This window comes from Streptococcus australis ATCC 700641 (assembly GCF_000186465.1).
Taxonomy (GTDB): domain Bacteria; phylum Bacillota; class Bacilli; order Lactobacillales; family Streptococcaceae; genus Streptococcus; species Streptococcus australis.
In genome coordinates, this window is the sequence record NZ_GL636091.1 from 1,571,643 (window position 1) to 1,587,263 (window position 15,621).

Annotated in this window: 16 protein-coding genes; all 16 read right to left on the minus strand. The window is 41.8% G+C overall.

From position 1 onward, the window contains the following. Positions 1-16: 16 nt before the first annotated feature. Positions 17-757 carry an esterase family protein gene (locus tag HMPREF9421_RS07305; RefSeq protein WP_006596379.1) on the minus strand — a complete coding sequence of 247 codons (741 nt, stop codon included), beginning with the start codon at positions 755-757 and terminating at the stop codon, positions 17-19. A gap of 38 nt (positions 758-795) precedes the next feature. Further along, positions 796-1,623, minus strand: coding sequence for an alpha/beta hydrolase (locus HMPREF9421_RS07310; protein ID WP_006596380.1), 828 nt, complete (start codon positions 1,621-1,623; stop codon positions 796-798). 94 nt (positions 1,624-1,717) lie between these two features. Then, positions 1,718-3,052, minus strand: a complete 1,335-nt coding sequence (gene trmFO, locus HMPREF9421_RS07315; protein ID WP_006597247.1) for a methylenetetrahydrofolate--tRNA-(uracil(54)-C(5))-methyltransferase (FADH(2)-oxidizing) TrmFO — start codon at positions 3,050-3,052, stop codon at positions 1,718-1,720. Between the two features lie 173 nt (positions 3,053-3,225). Next, complete coding sequence (locus HMPREF9421_RS07320) at positions 3,226-3,930, minus strand: DUF3307 domain-containing protein (RefSeq protein ID WP_006596382.1); 705 nt, start codon at positions 3,928-3,930, stop codon at positions 3,226-3,228. Then, positions 3,914-4,591: a SatD family protein gene (locus tag HMPREF9421_RS07325; RefSeq protein ID WP_006596383.1), complete on the minus strand. Its 678-nt coding sequence runs from the start codon at positions 4,589-4,591 to the stop codon at positions 3,914-3,916. Before HMPREF9421_RS07325 ends, HMPREF9421_RS07320 begins: the two co-directional genes overlap by 17 nt. A 106-nt stretch (positions 4,592-4,697) precedes the next feature. Continuing rightward, entirely contained in the window at positions 4,698-6,785 is a 2,088-nt protein-coding gene (gene topA, locus HMPREF9421_RS07330; protein ID WP_040803059.1) for a type I DNA topoisomerase, read from the minus strand. 91 nt (positions 6,786-6,876) lie between these two features. Then, positions 6,877-7,719: a DNA-processing protein DprA gene (gene dprA / locus HMPREF9421_RS07335; protein ID WP_006596385.1), complete on the minus strand. Its 843-nt coding sequence runs from the start codon at positions 7,717-7,719 to the stop codon at positions 6,877-6,879. A gap of 76 nt (positions 7,720-7,795) precedes the next feature. Then, entirely contained in the window at positions 7,796-8,722 is a 927-nt protein-coding gene (locus HMPREF9421_RS07340) for an ROK family protein (RefSeq protein ID WP_006596386.1), read from the minus strand. A 12-nt stretch (positions 8,723-8,734) separates the two neighbouring features. Next, positions 8,735-9,505, minus strand: coding sequence for a ribonuclease HII (locus HMPREF9421_RS07345; protein WP_006596387.1), 771 nt, complete (start codon positions 9,503-9,505; stop codon positions 8,735-8,737). Beyond that, positions 9,492-10,343: a ribosome biogenesis GTPase YlqF gene (gene ylqF, locus HMPREF9421_RS07350; protein WP_006597240.1), complete on the minus strand. Its 852-nt coding sequence runs from the start codon at positions 10,341-10,343 to the stop codon at positions 9,492-9,494. Before ylqF ends, HMPREF9421_RS07345 begins: the two co-directional genes overlap by 14 nt. 127 nt (positions 10,344-10,470) lie before the next feature. Continuing rightward, on the minus strand, positions 10,471-10,809 hold the full coding sequence (locus HMPREF9421_RS07355) for an ATP cone domain-containing protein (RefSeq protein ID WP_006597242.1): 339 nt from the start codon (positions 10,807-10,809) through the stop codon (positions 10,471-10,473). 71 nt (positions 10,810-10,880) lie between these two features. After that, positions 10,881-11,816 (minus strand): 4-hydroxy-tetrahydrodipicolinate synthase, encoded by a 936-nt coding sequence (dapA, locus tag HMPREF9421_RS07360; RefSeq protein WP_006596389.1) that lies wholly within the window; start codon positions 11,814-11,816, stop codon positions 10,881-10,883. 87 nt (positions 11,817-11,903) lie between these two features. Then, positions 11,904-12,980 (minus strand): aspartate-semialdehyde dehydrogenase, encoded by a 1,077-nt coding sequence (locus tag HMPREF9421_RS07365; RefSeq protein WP_006596390.1) that lies wholly within the window; start codon positions 12,978-12,980, stop codon positions 11,904-11,906. A gap of 156 nt (positions 12,981-13,136) precedes the next feature. After that, the gene (locus tag HMPREF9421_RS07370; protein WP_006596391.1) at positions 13,137-13,691 is read right to left on the minus strand and encodes a LemA family protein; all 555 of its coding nucleotides are present in this window, start codon (positions 13,689-13,691) and stop codon (positions 13,137-13,139) included. 2 nt (positions 13,692-13,693) lie between these two features. Further along, complete coding sequence (locus HMPREF9421_RS07375; protein WP_006596392.1) at positions 13,694-14,704, minus strand: DUF3137 domain-containing protein; 1,011 nt, start codon at positions 14,702-14,704, stop codon at positions 13,694-13,696. 347 nt (positions 14,705-15,051) lie between these two features. Continuing rightward, positions 15,052-15,564: a GNAT family N-acetyltransferase gene (locus HMPREF9421_RS07380; RefSeq protein WP_006596393.1), complete on the minus strand. Its 513-nt coding sequence runs from the start codon at positions 15,562-15,564 to the stop codon at positions 15,052-15,054. Between the last annotated feature and the right edge of the window lie 57 nt (positions 15,565-15,621).

Consider the following 15,621-nt stretch of genomic DNA (forward strand, 5'->3'; position numbering starts at 1 on the left):
CTCCTCCCTTTTTGACTTATAGATACATTTGTCCTAAGAAATATGGCATTTGCTTGCGCCACCAGTCCCAATCATGGGCTACATCGTGTCCCCACTCTGCAAACCATGCAGGAATATTTTTATGGTCAAAGGCTTCTTTCAGTTTGTAGAAAGATGGAAGGCCGTCCTGTTCCCAAGCCCCAAGACCAGTACAGATGACAATTTCCGCCTGACGGTAACGGTCGATAAACCAGCCATCATTTTGATGCCAAATATAATCAGATGGAGAGTTTTGGTAAATCGCTTCATCCCCACCAAACTCACCAACAAAGAAACGAGCATCATAGACACCACTCAAAGCTACAACTTTGTTGAAAACATCTGGATGTTGCAAGAAGAAATTAAGGGCATGGTAGGCTCCCATAGAGCAACCGGTTGTCATCATTGGGTCAAACCAACCCGTTTTGTGCTTAATGAAAGGAATGGCTTCTTCAATCACGTAGCGTTCATAGGCACGATGCATTTCTGCACGGTCGTGAGGGTTTTTCCAATTACAAAGCCAGCTTTCACTATCGACACTTGAAAGGGTGAAAAATTGAACCCGTCCTTCTTCGATAAACTGAGCACAGGCATCAATCATACCAAAGTCATAGTACTCATTATGACTTCCACCTGATGAAGCAAAGACCACTACAGGAATCCCTGCATGTCCATAACGGTTTAGATACATTTCACGGTTCAGTTGGCCACTCCAGTGGCTAAGATGTTCTATATTCATAGGTTCCCTCTTTCTTTATGATAAAAATTTAAAAGTTTCTAGTCCCACTTCTCTGCTAAGAAACGAAGACATTCCGGTAAATGCTCTGCCCAGGCTTCTTCATGGTGGATAGCCCCAGATTGAATCCGAATGGCGATATTTTCTAAAGCTACTCCTTGTTGAATGACATCATGATAGTAACGAAGAGATGAGTCAATATAGGCTTGCTTGATATTCCCCGCCATCAGCGTTTTATCTGTATCATCAGCCTCTTCAGTCCCCACATAGATGTAAATGCGTTGATCTGCGTATAATTTTTTACGCTCGATATAGCGGTCAAAAGCCTCTTGGTGCAACCAGTTGGCAGAGGAGAAGACTCCCAGACAACCGATTTGATCTTGGTATTCTAGGCCCAAAAATTGGGTAATATTTCCACCAAGCGAAGAGCCAATCATGGCTGTATGTTCTCGATCAGCAAGCGTTCGATATTCTTGATCAATGAAAGGTTTGACCACTTCCATAACGAACTCTCCGTACTCAATACCCTTGCCACCAAATTGCATCCCAGGAATATTAGACTCCTTATACTTCCAGGCAGAATATTCGTTCATCCGTTGCAAACCATCATTGTCAATGGCAACGACAATCATCCGACTGATATCGGGATTCCGCTTAATGGCTGGAATGACTTTCCAAGAGTGACCTACATAGGCTTCCTTGCTATAGAAGACATTTTGCCCATCATGGAAATAAACTACGGGGTAGCGCCGATCAGTATCTGTTTCATAATTTTTAGGTAATAAGACTCGCACACGACGGAGTTTTCCGGTATAAGGCACTTTCAACTCGTGTGTCTTCATCTCTAAATAAAAATAGGATTTATTCATTGTCAGAAAACTCTCTATATTCTAAATTTTTATTCATTATACCATTTTTATAAGAAAAAGTCTGAATTTCTCCAAACTTTTTCATTAATTGACTTTATTTTCCAATAAATGTTGCCAGATCTTGTAAAGAACGTTCGGCAATTTTCTCATAACGTTCCTTTTTATCCCGAACGCGTGGGCCTTCTAGCTCTTTGATAATTCCAAAGTTGACATTCATTGGTTGGAAGTGCTTGCTATCAGCATGGGTGATATAGTGGGCCAAGCTTCCGATAGCTGTTGTTTCAGGGAACACAGATGCTTCTTCACCTTTAAAGAGACGAGCTGCATTAATCCCAGCAACCAAGCCTGAAGCTGCCGACTCGACATAGCCTTCTACCCCTGTCATTTGCCCCGCAAAAAAGAGGTTGGCTTGTTTCTTCGAACGGTAGGTTTGTTCAAGCAGATTTGGGGAGTCCATGTAAGAATTACGGTGCATGACGCCGTATCTGACAAATTCCGCGTTTTCCAAACCTGGAATCATTTGGAAGACTCGCTTTTGCTCGCCCCATTTAAGGTGAGTTTGGAAGCCAACGATATTGTAGAGGCTAGCAGCTGCATTGTCTTGGCGCAATTGGACTACCGCATAAGGGGTCTTAAACTCCCCGTCACGAGGTCCTTTGTAGTCATCTGGATACTCGAGTCCAACTGGTTTCATAGGACCATAGAGCATGGTTTTAATCCCTCGTTTAGCCATGACTTCAATTGGCATACAACCTTCGAAATACTTTTCTTTTTCGAAAGAGTTGAGTGGGGCTTCTTCCGCATTCACCAAAGCCTCATGGAAATCCATAAACTCTTGTTTGGTCATCGGACAGTTGAGATAAGCTGCTTCTCCCTTGTCATAGCGAGACTTGAGATAAACCTTGTTCATATCGACGGTATTGACATCGATGATTGGTGCTGCCGCATCATAGAAATAGAAGCCATCTCCACCATTGAGCACGTGGATCTTTTCCGCCAAGGCATCGCTAGTTAGGGGTCCTGTTGCGACCACTGTGATGGCATCCGTCGGCAATTCAGTGATTTCATCGCGAATCACTTCAATCAGTGGGTGTTGGGACACCTTCTCAGTTACCCGACTAGCAAAGCCCTCCCGGTCCACAGCAAGTGCTCCACCGGCCGGTACACGAGTCGCTTCAGCTGCTTCAAGGATGACTGAACCCAGACGACGCATTTCTTCTTTGAGGAGCCCAACAGCATTGGTTAGAGAATCTCCTCGGAGAGAGTTGGAACACACTAACTCAGCAAAGTTGTCTGTTTTGTGTTGCGGAGTGGATTTGACCCCACGCATTTCATAAAGCTTCACTGGGATTCCTTGTTGGGCAATCTGGAAAGCCGCTTCCGAGCCAGCAAGGCCTGCACCGATAACATTGATATAAGATTGAGACATGACACTAATACCTCTTTGGGTGAAAACTAAGGCCAGATTAAAACAAGCCACTGGATTGTTAGCCACCCACAAATCTTTCTAAATTCATACTTGGTCCATTATACCAAAAAGACAAGCAAAAAGACAGGGAGGATAGTTCTTCCTGTCTGGACTTTCGTCTGTTAGTTGTTTTCTTATAAGCACAACCAAGCTGCTAAGAGGGCCGATAGAATACTGAATAAGGACCCAATCAAGTAATACTCCGCAAAGGCTGGATTCTCCGAAATTTTATTGTAGCGGGCGATGGATTTGGCCGTAAAGACCAGGCCGATAGAAGCAAATTGGCCGTACACAAGACAGGCACCGATAACCAACCGCTCTAAGAAGCCAATCATGGAACCAGCCCCAGTGATGGTATCCATTTTATCCGCCATCGTCGGCTGGTACTTGGCAAAGAGAATTTTAAAGACGATATTGGTCGGCTTTCCTACTAGAAGGACATAAAAGATTAGCTTTAGGATATCAGTAGACAGGTAAGTCGTGCCATTTTTAGCTCCCCAAAGGACTAGGGAACTAATGATACCAACATGCAAGACTTGATCCAACGCAAAAGTCCTTGCAGCTGTATAATTCAATTGCTTCTGCACCCAAGGTTTTCCGTAATCAATCACTGCATGAGTCAGCAAAATAATCAAGCAAATCCACCACAAATCCAGATGACAGAGGGAAACGACAAACAGAGGCAGAGCTACATACAGAATGTGAAGACCTAACACTTTCCTATCCCGATCCTTGCGATCCGCCATCTTTTGGCTTTGAAAATAATAATCCGATAACAAATGACAACTCAACAAGAGAAGCAAGTATGGATTCATGACGATACTAGACAATCCGGTCATAGGCTTCTCCTTTCGCTAAGCTTTGAATACTAGCTAGTGCCGCTGCTCTTCCTCGTAAATAAACCCGAATACTACTGCTTTTCAATCGTTTTGAGAGAGCACTTGGGTTGATCTCCAGTGATTGGGCCAAGTCCTGCTGGCTAAAATTCTCACTATATACACATCTCTTAAGAAGATCGAGCAGGATTTCTTCCTGACTGCCACGCCAACTCGAACGAATGGCTTCTCCTGAAGCAATAAGCGCGTTCACAAAAAAGTCTTGGTTTTCCTTCCCACTTGAAAAATAAATCTGGGTATTACCGTAGTCATTTTTCTGATGAACCAGATTGATGGCTGCGCGTGCATTCCAATAGGCTGGGCCATCTGCTCCAATACTTTGCAAGGGATCAATAGCTGTTACAATTTCTCCAAGACCAATACCAAAACGAAGTTGAGTCGGGGTTAGTTCTGAACGCAGGGTATCTATGATTTGAAAAACCGGAGCATCCACTTCTAAAAGTGCCTGAAACTCATCCCCCAAGGTCAAAGTAAAACGGGATGCCAGGTAATCTCCAAATAATTCGTTCATCTTTTGAAGCGTTTTTTCTACCTGTTTTTGCAGCTCAAAACGTTCTTGAACCATTTTGGAATCAATGACATCTGCAATCAAAGCAAGATACATAAGCTCACCTCCTTGTGTCTATTATAACGAAAAAAACAAAAATGTCTATTATAACAGACATTTTAAAAAATTGCCGTTATAATAGACATCGAATCATTCTAAAATCTTATTTCACTTTTTCTTCTTCGTAGTCTCCATTGCTACATACGACCTGCTTACCACCACCACGAACTTTCTTTTCAACTAGGTAGTGACTACATTTTGGACAGTCCCGACCAATCGGCTTGTCCCAAGAGGTGAATTCACACTCCGGATAACGATTACAGCCATAGAAAATACGGTTGCGCTTGGTTTTACGCTCGATGATTTGTCCCTGATGACAATTAAGACACTCCACCCCGATTTCTTTGACAATGGCTTGAGTATGACGACAATCTGGAAAATTACTACAAGCATAGAACTTACCAAAACGTCCTAATTTAATCACCATCGGGCTGCCACAGACTTCACAATCAAAACCAGCTAGTTCGTCTTTGATTTGGATTTTTTCCATCTCTTCTTCAGCCTTCGCGACTTCTTTAGAGAATGGTTTGTAGAAGGCATCAATGACTTTTTGCCACTCTTCTTTTCCGAGTTCGACATCATCGAGTTTCCCTTCCATCTCCGCTGTGAAGGTCACATTAACGATATCTGGGAAGAATTCAACAATTAGTTTATTGACGATTTCCCCTAACTCGGTTGGCTCGAAGCGTTTAGCTACAAGCTTCACGTAATAGCGTTTTTGAATGGTCTCAATGGTCGGTGCATAGGTTGAAGGACGACCAACACCGTTTTCTTCTAAAGTCTTAATCAAGGTCGCTTCAGAATAACGAGCTGGTGGTTGGGTAAAGTGCTGTTCAGGTTTGCTGTTGACCTGAGTGACGGTGTCCCCTTCTTCCATGTCCGGTAGCATCTTATTCTTGTCCGAATCATTATAGATCGCCAAATAGCCGTCAAACTTCACCTGACTTCCATTTGCTGTATATTGGACCCCATTTTGCCCCAAACGGACATTCATGGTATCAAAAACAGCTGCTGTCATCTGACTAGCCACAAAACGATTCCAGATCAAGGTGTAGAGCTTGAGCTGGTCCTTGTCTAGGTACTTGGCGATTTTCTCAGGAGTATTGTAGACGCTAGAAGGACGAATGGCTTCGTGGGCATCTTGAGCACCAGAAGCATTCTTAACCCTGCTACCATGCTTAGAATACTTGTCTCCAAATCGATCAACGATAAAGCTAGCTGCTTCATTTTGAGCAACTGGACTAATCCGAGTCGAGTCCGTACGCATATACGTGATCAAACCTTGAACACCAGATCCAATATTGATTCCTTCGTACAATTGCTGGGCCACCATCATGGTCTTACGTGTACGGAAGTTAATCTTATTGGCTGCATCCATCTGCATGGAAGAAGTTGTGTAAGGAAGCGGTGCATTGCGTTTACGTTCCTTTTTCTCAACTTTTTCAACGATATACTCTTTCCCATCGAGATGCGAAAGAACAGCTTTCACATCCTCCTGGTTTTGAAGTTTCATCTTCTTGCCATTCATTCCATAGAAATTGGCTTGGAATTGCTTGGTTCCCTTTTTAAAGGTTCCATCAATTGTCCAGTATTCTTCTGGTTGGAAGGCATTGATTTCTTCTTCCCGGTCAATGATCAATTTAAGGGCAACGGACTGCACCCGACCAGCAGAAAGTCCCTTCTTCACCTTTTTCCATAGAATTGGTGAAATGGAGTACCCTACAATCCGGTCCAAGACACGACGCGCTTGTTGAGCATCTACCAGATCCATATCAATCTTACGGGGTTCTTGAAAGGCATTTTTTACCGCATCCTTCGTAATTTCGTTGAAAACGACGCGGTTCTTATCTTCCTTATCCAACTGAAGAATATGCGCCAAGTGCCAAGAAATCGCTTCTCCTTCACGGTCCGGGTCACTTGCGAGAAAGACTTGTTTAGCCTTTTTGGCCTCTTTTTTCAAATCATTGATCAAAGGACCTTTTCCGCGAATATTGATGTACTCTGGTTCGTAGTTGTTCTCAAAATCAATAGACATGGTAGATTTTTTCAAGTCACGAATATGACCCACGCTGGCCATGACCTTATAATTTCTACCAAGATACTTCTCAATCGTCTTCGCTTTCGCAGGAGACTCCACAATAACTAAATTCTTTTTAGCTGTTGTAGTTTTCTTTTTTGTTTTAGTAGCCACTTTTTTACCTCTATTTGTAATAAACCTCATAGAGTGTAAACTATTTTTTTCGTGATGTCAACCGTGAAGTTCTCCTATAGAGAAACTCATTTTAAAATTCAAACTCATCTAGGACATCTTTTCCACTGGTGACCAGCTTTGCTCCTTCTTGAATGAGGTGATGACAGCCGTCTGAACGTCCATCCAAGATTGAACCAGGAATAGCAAAAACATCCCGCCCTTCTTCCATAGCACGCTCACAGGTGATCAAACTTCCAGATCGCAACCGCGCTTCCGCCACAATCACTGCTCTAGAAAGCCCAGCAATAATCCGATTGCGTTCTGGAAAATGGTGTTTTTGAGGGCCTTGGCCGGGACCATATTCTGTTAAAACTAAATGGCTCCCACTCATGTACTTCTGCAACTGTTTATTGGATCTAGGATAAAAGACATCTAACCCAGTACCAATCACCCCGATTGTTTTTCCTCCGTTTCGAATAGCAGCATAATGGGCCGCAGCGTCTATCCCCTTGGCTAATCCACTCACCACAATCAATTCGTTGTTTAACTCGTTAATGATTTTTTCGACAGATTGAATTCCTGTACGGCTGCAGGATCGACTCCCGACAACTGCTATTTTTGGATGTTTAAGTAGGTCAATATTGCCTGAATAAAACAACAAAACAGGTGGGTTATGCATCCAGAGAAGCTCTTCAGGATATTCCGGATCCATAATGGAGATCGAATCAAACTCCTTAAACTCTTCCCTTAAGACCTTGTCATCAATCCGAATGTACCGTTCCATAAATAGAGCTTGATTGCGACACCCTGCAATTTTTGCAATTAATTCTAAAGAAGGCCATTCCCCATTCATTTCCCAGTAATTAACAATGTTAAAAACCTGTAGATTAGAAAGGCCAGCAACCTTTAACTTATAAAGTTCATATTTGTTCATTCGTAATCCTCATTTTCTACTATCTATTTATAATATTCGTAAAAGAAAACAAAAAAAGCTCTAAAACTAGAACTTTTTAATGAATTTCTAAGATGTTAAAATGACAAACTGCCCCCAAAAGATTACTTGAGTTGTGGTAACGAGCTGCTTGAATCTCCACTAAAGAAAATCGTTGCTCCCCACTTTCCTCCATCAGGCTTTTATACTGACGGTTGATCTCTCCTAAAAGAAGGGGTTGACTACTAATTCCCCCACCAATCGTCACTTTTTCAAGCCGAACCAAAGACTGAAGGTTATAGATTAGGATCGCAATTTCCCGACAATAAGAAGTAAATAATTCTTGCAATTCCTCATGATGGCCGGCTTCAAGGACTTCAAAAACTTGAACTCCATCTTCTTCTGGTAATTCTAAGAGATGACTAGCTTTAGCCACAAAATTGACTGCAGATCCTAAATTTTGAACCAAACTGGAAATCCCATGTCTCAAAATCTCGGTCTGATATTGCTTTTGTTCAGGAGACACTTGCTTCTCCCCTAAGCTTGGCCAACGAAGATAATCCTTGAGATTCAAGGTAGAAATTAAGGAACCGTTGGAAGTCAAGGCCAAGCCTACTCCAGTTCCTAATACAAAGGTTGCACCACAGTAACAATCCTGGAGGTTCCCAATTCGAGCTTCTGCCAAACCTGCAGCATCTCCATCGTTGAGAACTATCACAGGGACTTGAAACATCTTAGTTAAACGAGAAGCTAAAGGAATATTCCTTAAATAAGGAATAAGTCCACCTCTAAAGACAAAACCAAGTCGACTATTGATTTCACCCGGACATGAGATGGCAATCCCTGAAATTTGGTTTTGGAACGAGGAAATCACGCGCTCGAGGGCTTCCCAGAAGTCCTCAATAGTATCTGGTGTCGGGACTTTAGAAGAATCACTCACCTGATAATCTTCATCGACTAAGGCATATTTAATAAAAGTTCCTCCAATGTCAAAGGCTAAGAGCATTTCCTTCCCCCCCTAGTAAACATCTGTCATGGATTTAATGGGTTCGAAGCTTCGGCGATGGATAGGAGTAACCCCATGTTTTTCCAATCCTTCAAGATGCTTGGTTGTCCCATACCCCGCATTCTGACCAAAATCATAGCCTGGATACTCTTGGTCATATGCCGCCATCATCTGATCTCGTGTCACCTTCGCCACGATAGAAGCTGCCGCGATAGACAGGGAATTAGCATCTCCTTTAATAATGGAAGTCTGTGAAATAGGAACATCTAATTTCATAGCATCGATCAAGAGATGTTGAGGCTGTTGGTCCAATTCTTGAATAGCCTCTAACATGGCTAATTTCGTTGCTTCATAAATATTGACCTGATCAATGACCTGATTATCTTTAACCCCAATCCCAACCGAAAGAGCCTGATCTAGAACTGCTTGGTAAATAGCTTGATGCTTCGATTTAGGGATTTTCTTGCTATCATTCAAACCTAGGATCTTACAATTTTCAGGCAGAATAACGGCTGCAGCAACTACAGGGCCAGCCAAAGGGCCGCGCCCTACTTCATCTACTCCTGCAATGAGTTGAATCCCTTGAGCATAGAGCTCTTTTTCATAGGTTAACATTTTTTCCAAACGCAGGTCTTCCTCAACTTGCTTTTGGAGTTCGCGTTTTCGTTTACTAATAGCAGCCTGAACACCTGCTCGACCATCAGCAATCAACTCTTCAAACAAAGGATGATCCAGCCTATCAATCGTTGTCAAACACTCTTTGATTTCTTTAATCGTTGGCATCCACTTCACCTACACGATCAAGGGTATAGCGACCCAAACGACCATCTCGTACATCCTTGACAAACAAGCTGTAGAAGCGATCATAATCATCTCGGAAACCTAAGCGTTGGGTCATCTCCATGATAATTTCAGGCGCTTCCTGCTCCAAATTCATTTGCTTATAGCGTTCTTGCAACTCTTTTGGGTAGTGGGATTTAAAATACTCCAGACCAAAAATAGTCACCTCATCCATAGGCAATAACTGATCCTTAATAGCACCCGTTAATGCTAATTTTAGAGCTACATCTTCATCTTCAAATTTTGGCCAAAGAATTCCTGGGGTATCCAAGATTTCAAGGTCCTTATTGGTTTTCAACCACTGTTGTCCCTTGGTCACCCCTGGTTTATTTCCAACGACAGCAATCTTTTTCCCCGCTAAGCGGTTCATCAGCGTTGATTTACCAGCATTGGGAATGCCAATAATCATGGTCCGAAGAGTTTCAATTTGAATCCCTCGTTCCTTCTGACGGGCAATTTTATCAGCCATCAAAGACTTAGCCGCATCCGTGACCTTCTTAACCGTAGATTGCTCTTTAGAGTTAATAGCCAAAGTTTTGATTCCTTGTGACTCAAAATACTCCTGCCATTCTTTTGTTGCGACAGGATCAGCCAAGTCAACCTTGTTTAAAATCATCAATTTAGGTTTGTCACCAACAATTTTTGTTAACATGGGATTTTGACTTGATAGAGGCAAACGAGCGTCCACCAAAACCGTCACAAAATCCACAAATTTCAAATTTTCTTGTACTTGTCTTCTAGCTTTGGACATATGTCCAGGAAACCATTGAATAATCGCCATGAAATGAAATCCTTTCAACATTCAATCCTATCTATTATACCATGAATTCAGATTTTTGCTTTTGAAACTGCTTCCCATTTTCGCCCTACAAAAAAACGAAGCTACAACCGTAACTCCGCGTATTCTTTTATCTTATTTGCTCAAAATGCAAGTGAACAGCAATGTGATCACCATAACCACTTCGTTCCAAATCTCGTTGCAAACGATAAGAAATATAGTGTTCAGCAATGGTAATATAACCAGCACCAAGTAAGCGGTGCTCAACCATTGACTGGATCATGCTGATAGTGGCACGTTCCACTTTAGCTTCTTCCAAATCCATCACAACTTTCTTAGTCACTTGCGCCAAGTTTTGGCGAAGATCATCCGTCAAGACATAGACTGTTTGTGCCGCCTTCAAAACAGCTTGATAGATTTTATCTGGGTCAAATTCTACAACTTCACCACTACGTTTAATGACTTCCATCTTATTCTCCTTGATCATCAATATACTTCTATTATCTTAATAAATAGGGGATTTGTCAAGAATCTAAGACATCAATAATCCGGACGAAGAACTCCCGTAATGATTTCTTTAGTCGCATGGTAATCTCCATCCACTACAACCTTGATGATGCGCTTAGCTTCCTCAGCGGGTGCTGGCACCAATGGCAGACGGGTTGGCCCTGCTTCAAAGCCCATATAGTTCAAGACTGCTTTGACAGGAGCTGGGCTTGGATAAGAGAAGAGAGCATTGACTTTAGGGATAAATTTGCGCTGGATGGCCGCTGCCTTTTTAATATCATTATTCTCAATAGCTTGGAACATTTCGTGCATTTCATCACCATTCGTATGAGATGCTACTGAAATCACACCGTCTGCTCCAAGGTTCATAGCGTGGAAAGCATCCCCGTCTTCCCCTGTATAGATGAGAAACTCCTCTGGCTTGTGCTCGATTAAGTAAGCCATATTGGCAAGGGTTGTACACTCTTTGACACCGATGATGTTTGGATGCTCTGCTAATCGAAGCATAGTTTCAGGTGTCATTTCAACAACCACGCGCCCAGGAATATTGTAAATAATAATTGGCAAGTTAGAAGCGTCCGCAATAGCCTTAAAATGCTGGTACATACCTTCTTGAGAAGGTTTGTTGTAGTATGGAACAATGGCCAAACCAGCAGCAAAGCCACCAAACTGATCTACTTCCTTTACAAACTCAATGGAATCTCGGGTCTCATTGGTCCCGACACCAGCAATCAAAGGAACACGTCCGTTCACCACCTTTTGAACTGCAGCAAATAATAAGAGCTCTTCATCGTGTGTCAGAGTTGGACTTTCGGCCGTGGTACCAGCTAAGAGAATTCCATCTGTGTGATGGGCTAGTAAATGCTCAATTAAGGGCGGAATGGCCTCAAAGTTGATCGAGCCATCTTCATGAAAGGGGGTGATAAAGGCGGTAATCATTTTACAATCTTTTAAATCTTGATAAGACATTGATGCTCCTTCTCGAATCAATCATAGGGAAGAGGGACAGCACCAAAGTTGATGACTGTCCCCATTACAAATTATTCAGTTATAGAATTATTTCAACTCAAACTTCAGCTCAGTTGTTGGGCGTACCAATCCACGTTCGTGAAGGGTTTCTGCGATTTGCACTGAGTTCCAAGCAGCCCCTTTAAGAAGGTTATCGGAAACAACCCACATATGGATCCCTTTTTCAGCATCCAAGTCTTTACGGATACGACCAACAAAGGTATCGCGAGAACCAACAGCGTTAATCGCTTGTGGGTATACTTGATGAGCGACATCATCTTCCAAGACAGCACCAGGAAAGGCAGCAATGGCCGCTTTCACTTCTTCGATTGGAGCTACTTCCTTGGTCTCGATGTAGACAGACTCTGAGTGAGCTGACAAGACGGGGATACGCACACAAGTTGCAGAAACTGCGATACTATCATCTTCCATGATTTTCTTAGTTTCATTGGTCATCTTCATCTCTTCATAGGTATAATCATTATCAGTGAAGACATCAATTTGTGGAAGTGCGTTAAAAGCGATTGGATAATGTTTCTTATCGCCACCTGAAGGTAAGATATCCGCATGCAAATCACGTGGATCCACGCCGTCATTCAATACTTCACGCAATTCACGTTGGGTTTCAAGAATGGCTCCCATACCAGCACCTGAAACAGCTTGGTAAGTTGAAACGATGATCCGGTCCAAGCCCCATTTCTGACGAACTGGTTCAAGAGCTACCATCATTTGAATCGTTGAACAGTTTGGACAGGCGATAATCCCATTATGAGCATCGAGAGCATGAGCGTTTACTTCAGGAACTACCAATGGTACATCTGGATTTTGACGGAAGTAAGATGTATTATCAACAACTACTGCTCCTGCTTTCACAGCATAAGGTGCATATTTTGCAGAAGTTGAACCACCAGCTGAGAAGAGAGCAATATCAACTCCTTCAAAAGCTTCTTCTGTTGTTTCTTCAATAGTCACATCTTGGCCCTTGAATTGCAAGACCTTTCCTGCAGAACGTGCAGACGCAAGGTAGCGAATCTTATCGATTGGAAGAGTTGATTCTTCCAACATCTTAATCATTTGAGCACCAACGGCACCTGTCGCACCGACAACAGCAACTGTATATCCCATAATAAAACCTCTTTCGGAATTTTCTAAAAATTTGTGAATTTCATCTATTATACTATTTTTCCAGGTAAATGAAAAGCGTATTTTGCATTTATAAAAACAAAAATCCCGATCTAAGACCGGGATAGTTTCTAGATATAAAATCGCATTTTATAAAAATTAATGGATCTCATAATCCAAATCACTCAAATCCTTCTTACCTTGAGTATCTTCCAATAGGAACTGGACCTGTTGCATTCCTTTGATACCTGCAACTATTGAAGTTGGGAAGGTTACAATGGCTTGGTTGATTTGGCTAATATTGCTATTGACAATGCGTTTAGAAGCCGCCAAATCTTCATTTTCGTCTGCAATTTCTTTTTGCAAGGCCAAGAATTGATTAGAAGACAATAGCTCTGGATAATTCTCACCCACTGCTCGGATTTGGGCCAAAACATCATTTTGATTGGAAATAACTTGGTTGGATTCTTGAATAGAAGCACCTTGGCGAAGGGCTACCAATTCACTAAAGACTTTCTCCTCATGTTTAGCATAAGCCTTAGCGACCTTCAACATTTCCGAAATGGTATCGTAACGTTTAACCAAGGTGATATCGACCGTTCTCTTTGATTCTTCAATCATGACTTGATAACGGTTCAATCGATTGCTTTCTCCGATAAACCACATAACAACTACTAAAGCAAAAACAATAAGGGCAATCAATAAACCTGACATAGTTATTCTCCTTTAAAAATATTGGTTAATTCATCAATGAGATCAATCTCTCTACAGAGCTTTTGATACTCTGCAGCAATCGAAAGACTTTCGATTGCCTCTTTTCTATTGGGGGTTGGGAAAAAGTAGCGGTTAGTATATAAGGAAATATAGAGTGTATCTTGTACTAAATACACACACATAGCATTTTGAGAAATTTGCTGATCAAACCATTCTAGGATCTTGGGTTTTAAGAATTTTCGAGCAGCCAGTTCATCTGTACAATAAATATTGTAATTTTCATTGTTTCGGATATCTTCTGTTTCAATTTGGACTTCATTAGGTCCAGCACCCGGATAGGCACCTTTTAGTTCTCTTTTTAAAAACAAAGATTTCTTGGTTGGAACAACTCTCAAGTGCCCTGGAAATGAGATGGGAGCCTTTAATGAAAAAATCTGACCAGCAAAATCTTCAACTTCTTCTCTGACCGTATGAGTTTCCCCACTAGAGTCTCTTTCGGTTCGCGTCTCGATGTGATAAGCATAGAGATTGGCTACTACGAGATTCTTTTCATCATGGAAAGACAATTGATGAAAGAAATCAAACTTAGTCGATCTCGGACTAATGACCTGCAGGACATTCATTGGGTAGTCAGCTGTCAGAGTTAGCTCCGCTTGAGGAAAAACTTCTTTCAGGATGGGACAAAGAAAATCTGTAATATAAATCTCTTCATTGGATCGAACCTGATCTCCGAATAAGGCTTTTCGTTTTTTGTATGCTGGTAAATAATAAAACACCACTACAAGAAGAATGATAACAATCGCTGCTCGCCATCTAACAAGTTGGAAGGAGAGAAAAGCTAGAATACCACCAAGAATAGTGGCGTTTCTCCAATGAAGATTATTCTTCATTTGTTCCTTCATAATTAGCAACTTAGCCTGATATTGTTCTAATTTCTCCAGTTCACTGATACGTTGAAACGTTTCTTGTGACCACTTGTTGTTTGGACTGTTTTGATCATACACTATAACCATCTCCTTTCAAACACAAATGAAACCATTTATTTACATCATTATATCACCGGTAGTCTTAAGTGGCAAACAAATTTAAGTATTTGCTTGCAATGAATTTCTACAAAAAAATCCCTTACCAAATGGTAAGGGATCGAGGCATCTCTCGATGAGAACAGCCGGTTCACAAAACTGTTCAAGGTCCGCTCCTGCGTTACAATTGAATGTAGACCTCCTCAGCGCAAAAGGCTCCTAAGAGCCAATCGACTCATCGCATGAATCTAGTCTACCATGACATTATATGAGCTGTCAAGAGGCTCGCTTTAGAATTCCTCTCAAAGAATAGAGGAAAGCCAAGTTTCATCAGTTTTTTACATTAGGGGCTTTACAGGCCCTTCGATTGTTTTTTGCATCCAGACAATATCATGCCATTGATCAAATTTATAGCCAATCTTAGGAAAATGAGCAACTTTCACATAGCCCCGTTTCTCATGCAGAGCAATACTAGCTGGATTAGGAAGAGCGATACAAGCTAAAAAACGTAAATAACCACGCGCCTCCAATTCCATTTCTAACGCCTCATACAAACGAGAACCCAATCCTTGCCCACGATGGTCTTGATCCACATAAACGGATACTTCCACGGCCCAATCGTAAGCTGATCGATCATAATAGGTCGACCCATAGGCATAAGCAAGGACTTGACCGTCTTCTTCAGCTACTAAATAGGGAAATCGTTGAAGGATCTTTTCGATACGCCCTTCAAATTCCTCAATTGTCGGAATCTGGTATTCGAAAGTGATGGCTGTTTTCTCAACATAAGGAGCATAAATCCTGACAAGTTCAGGAGCATCTTTAAGAGTGACTGGTCGTATCTTCAGCATGTTCCTCTCGCTTTCTATCTCTCTATTATAACTCAAAACACAAAAATAGAGGTTGTC

Bases quoted from the DNA above. Each gene is read 5' to 3' on its own strand.
- HMPREF9421_RS07305 (WP_006596379.1), bottom strand. From the start codon at position 757: ATGAATATAGAACATCTTAGCCACTGGAGTGGCCAACTGAACCGTGAA.
- HMPREF9421_RS07310 (WP_006596380.1), bottom strand. From the start codon at position 1,623: ATGAATAAATCCTATTTTTATTTAGAGATGAAGACACACGAGTTGAAA.
- trmFO (WP_006597247.1), bottom strand. From the start codon at position 3,052: ATGTCTCAATCTTATATCAATGTTATCGGTGCAGGCCTTGCTGGCTCG.
- HMPREF9421_RS07320 (WP_006596382.1), bottom strand. From the start codon at position 3,930: ATGACCGGATTGTCTAGTATCGTCATGAATCCATACTTGCTTCTCTTG.
- HMPREF9421_RS07325 (WP_006596383.1), bottom strand. From the start codon at position 4,591: ATGTATCTTGCTTTGATTGCAGATGTCATTGATTCCAAAATGGTTCAA.
- dprA (WP_006596385.1), bottom strand. From the start codon at position 7,719: ATGAACAAATATGAACTTTATAAGTTAAAGGTTGCTGGCCTTTCTAAT.
- HMPREF9421_RS07340 (WP_006596386.1), bottom strand. From the start codon at position 8,722: ATGCTCTTAGCCTTTGACATTGGAGGAACTTTTATTAAATATGCCTTA.
- HMPREF9421_RS07345 (WP_006596387.1), bottom strand. From the start codon at position 9,505: ATGCCAACGATTAAAGAAATCAAAGAGTGTTTGACAACGATTGATAGG.
- ylqF (WP_006597240.1), bottom strand. From the start codon at position 10,343: ATGGCGATTATTCAATGGTTTCCTGGACATATGTCCAAAGCTAGAAGA.
- HMPREF9421_RS07355 (WP_006597242.1), bottom strand. From the start codon at position 10,809: ATGGAAGTCATTAAACGTAGTGGTGAAGTTGTAGAATTTGACCCAGAT.
- dapA (WP_006596389.1), bottom strand. From the start codon at position 11,816: ATGTCTTATCAAGATTTAAAAGATTGTAAAATGATTACCGCCTTTATC.
- HMPREF9421_RS07365 (WP_006596390.1), bottom strand. From the start codon at position 12,980: ATGGGATATACAGTTGCTGTTGTCGGTGCGACAGGTGCCGTTGGTGCT.
- HMPREF9421_RS07370 (WP_006596391.1), bottom strand. From the start codon at position 13,691: ATGTCAGGTTTATTGATTGCCCTTATTGTTTTTGCTTTAGTAGTTGTT.
- HMPREF9421_RS07375 (WP_006596392.1), bottom strand. From the start codon at position 14,704: ATGGTTATAGTGTATGATCAAAACAGTCCAAACAACAAGTGGTCACAA.
- HMPREF9421_RS07380 (WP_006596393.1), bottom strand. From the start codon at position 15,564: ATGCTGAAGATACGACCAGTCACTCTTAAAGATGCTCCTGAACTTGTC.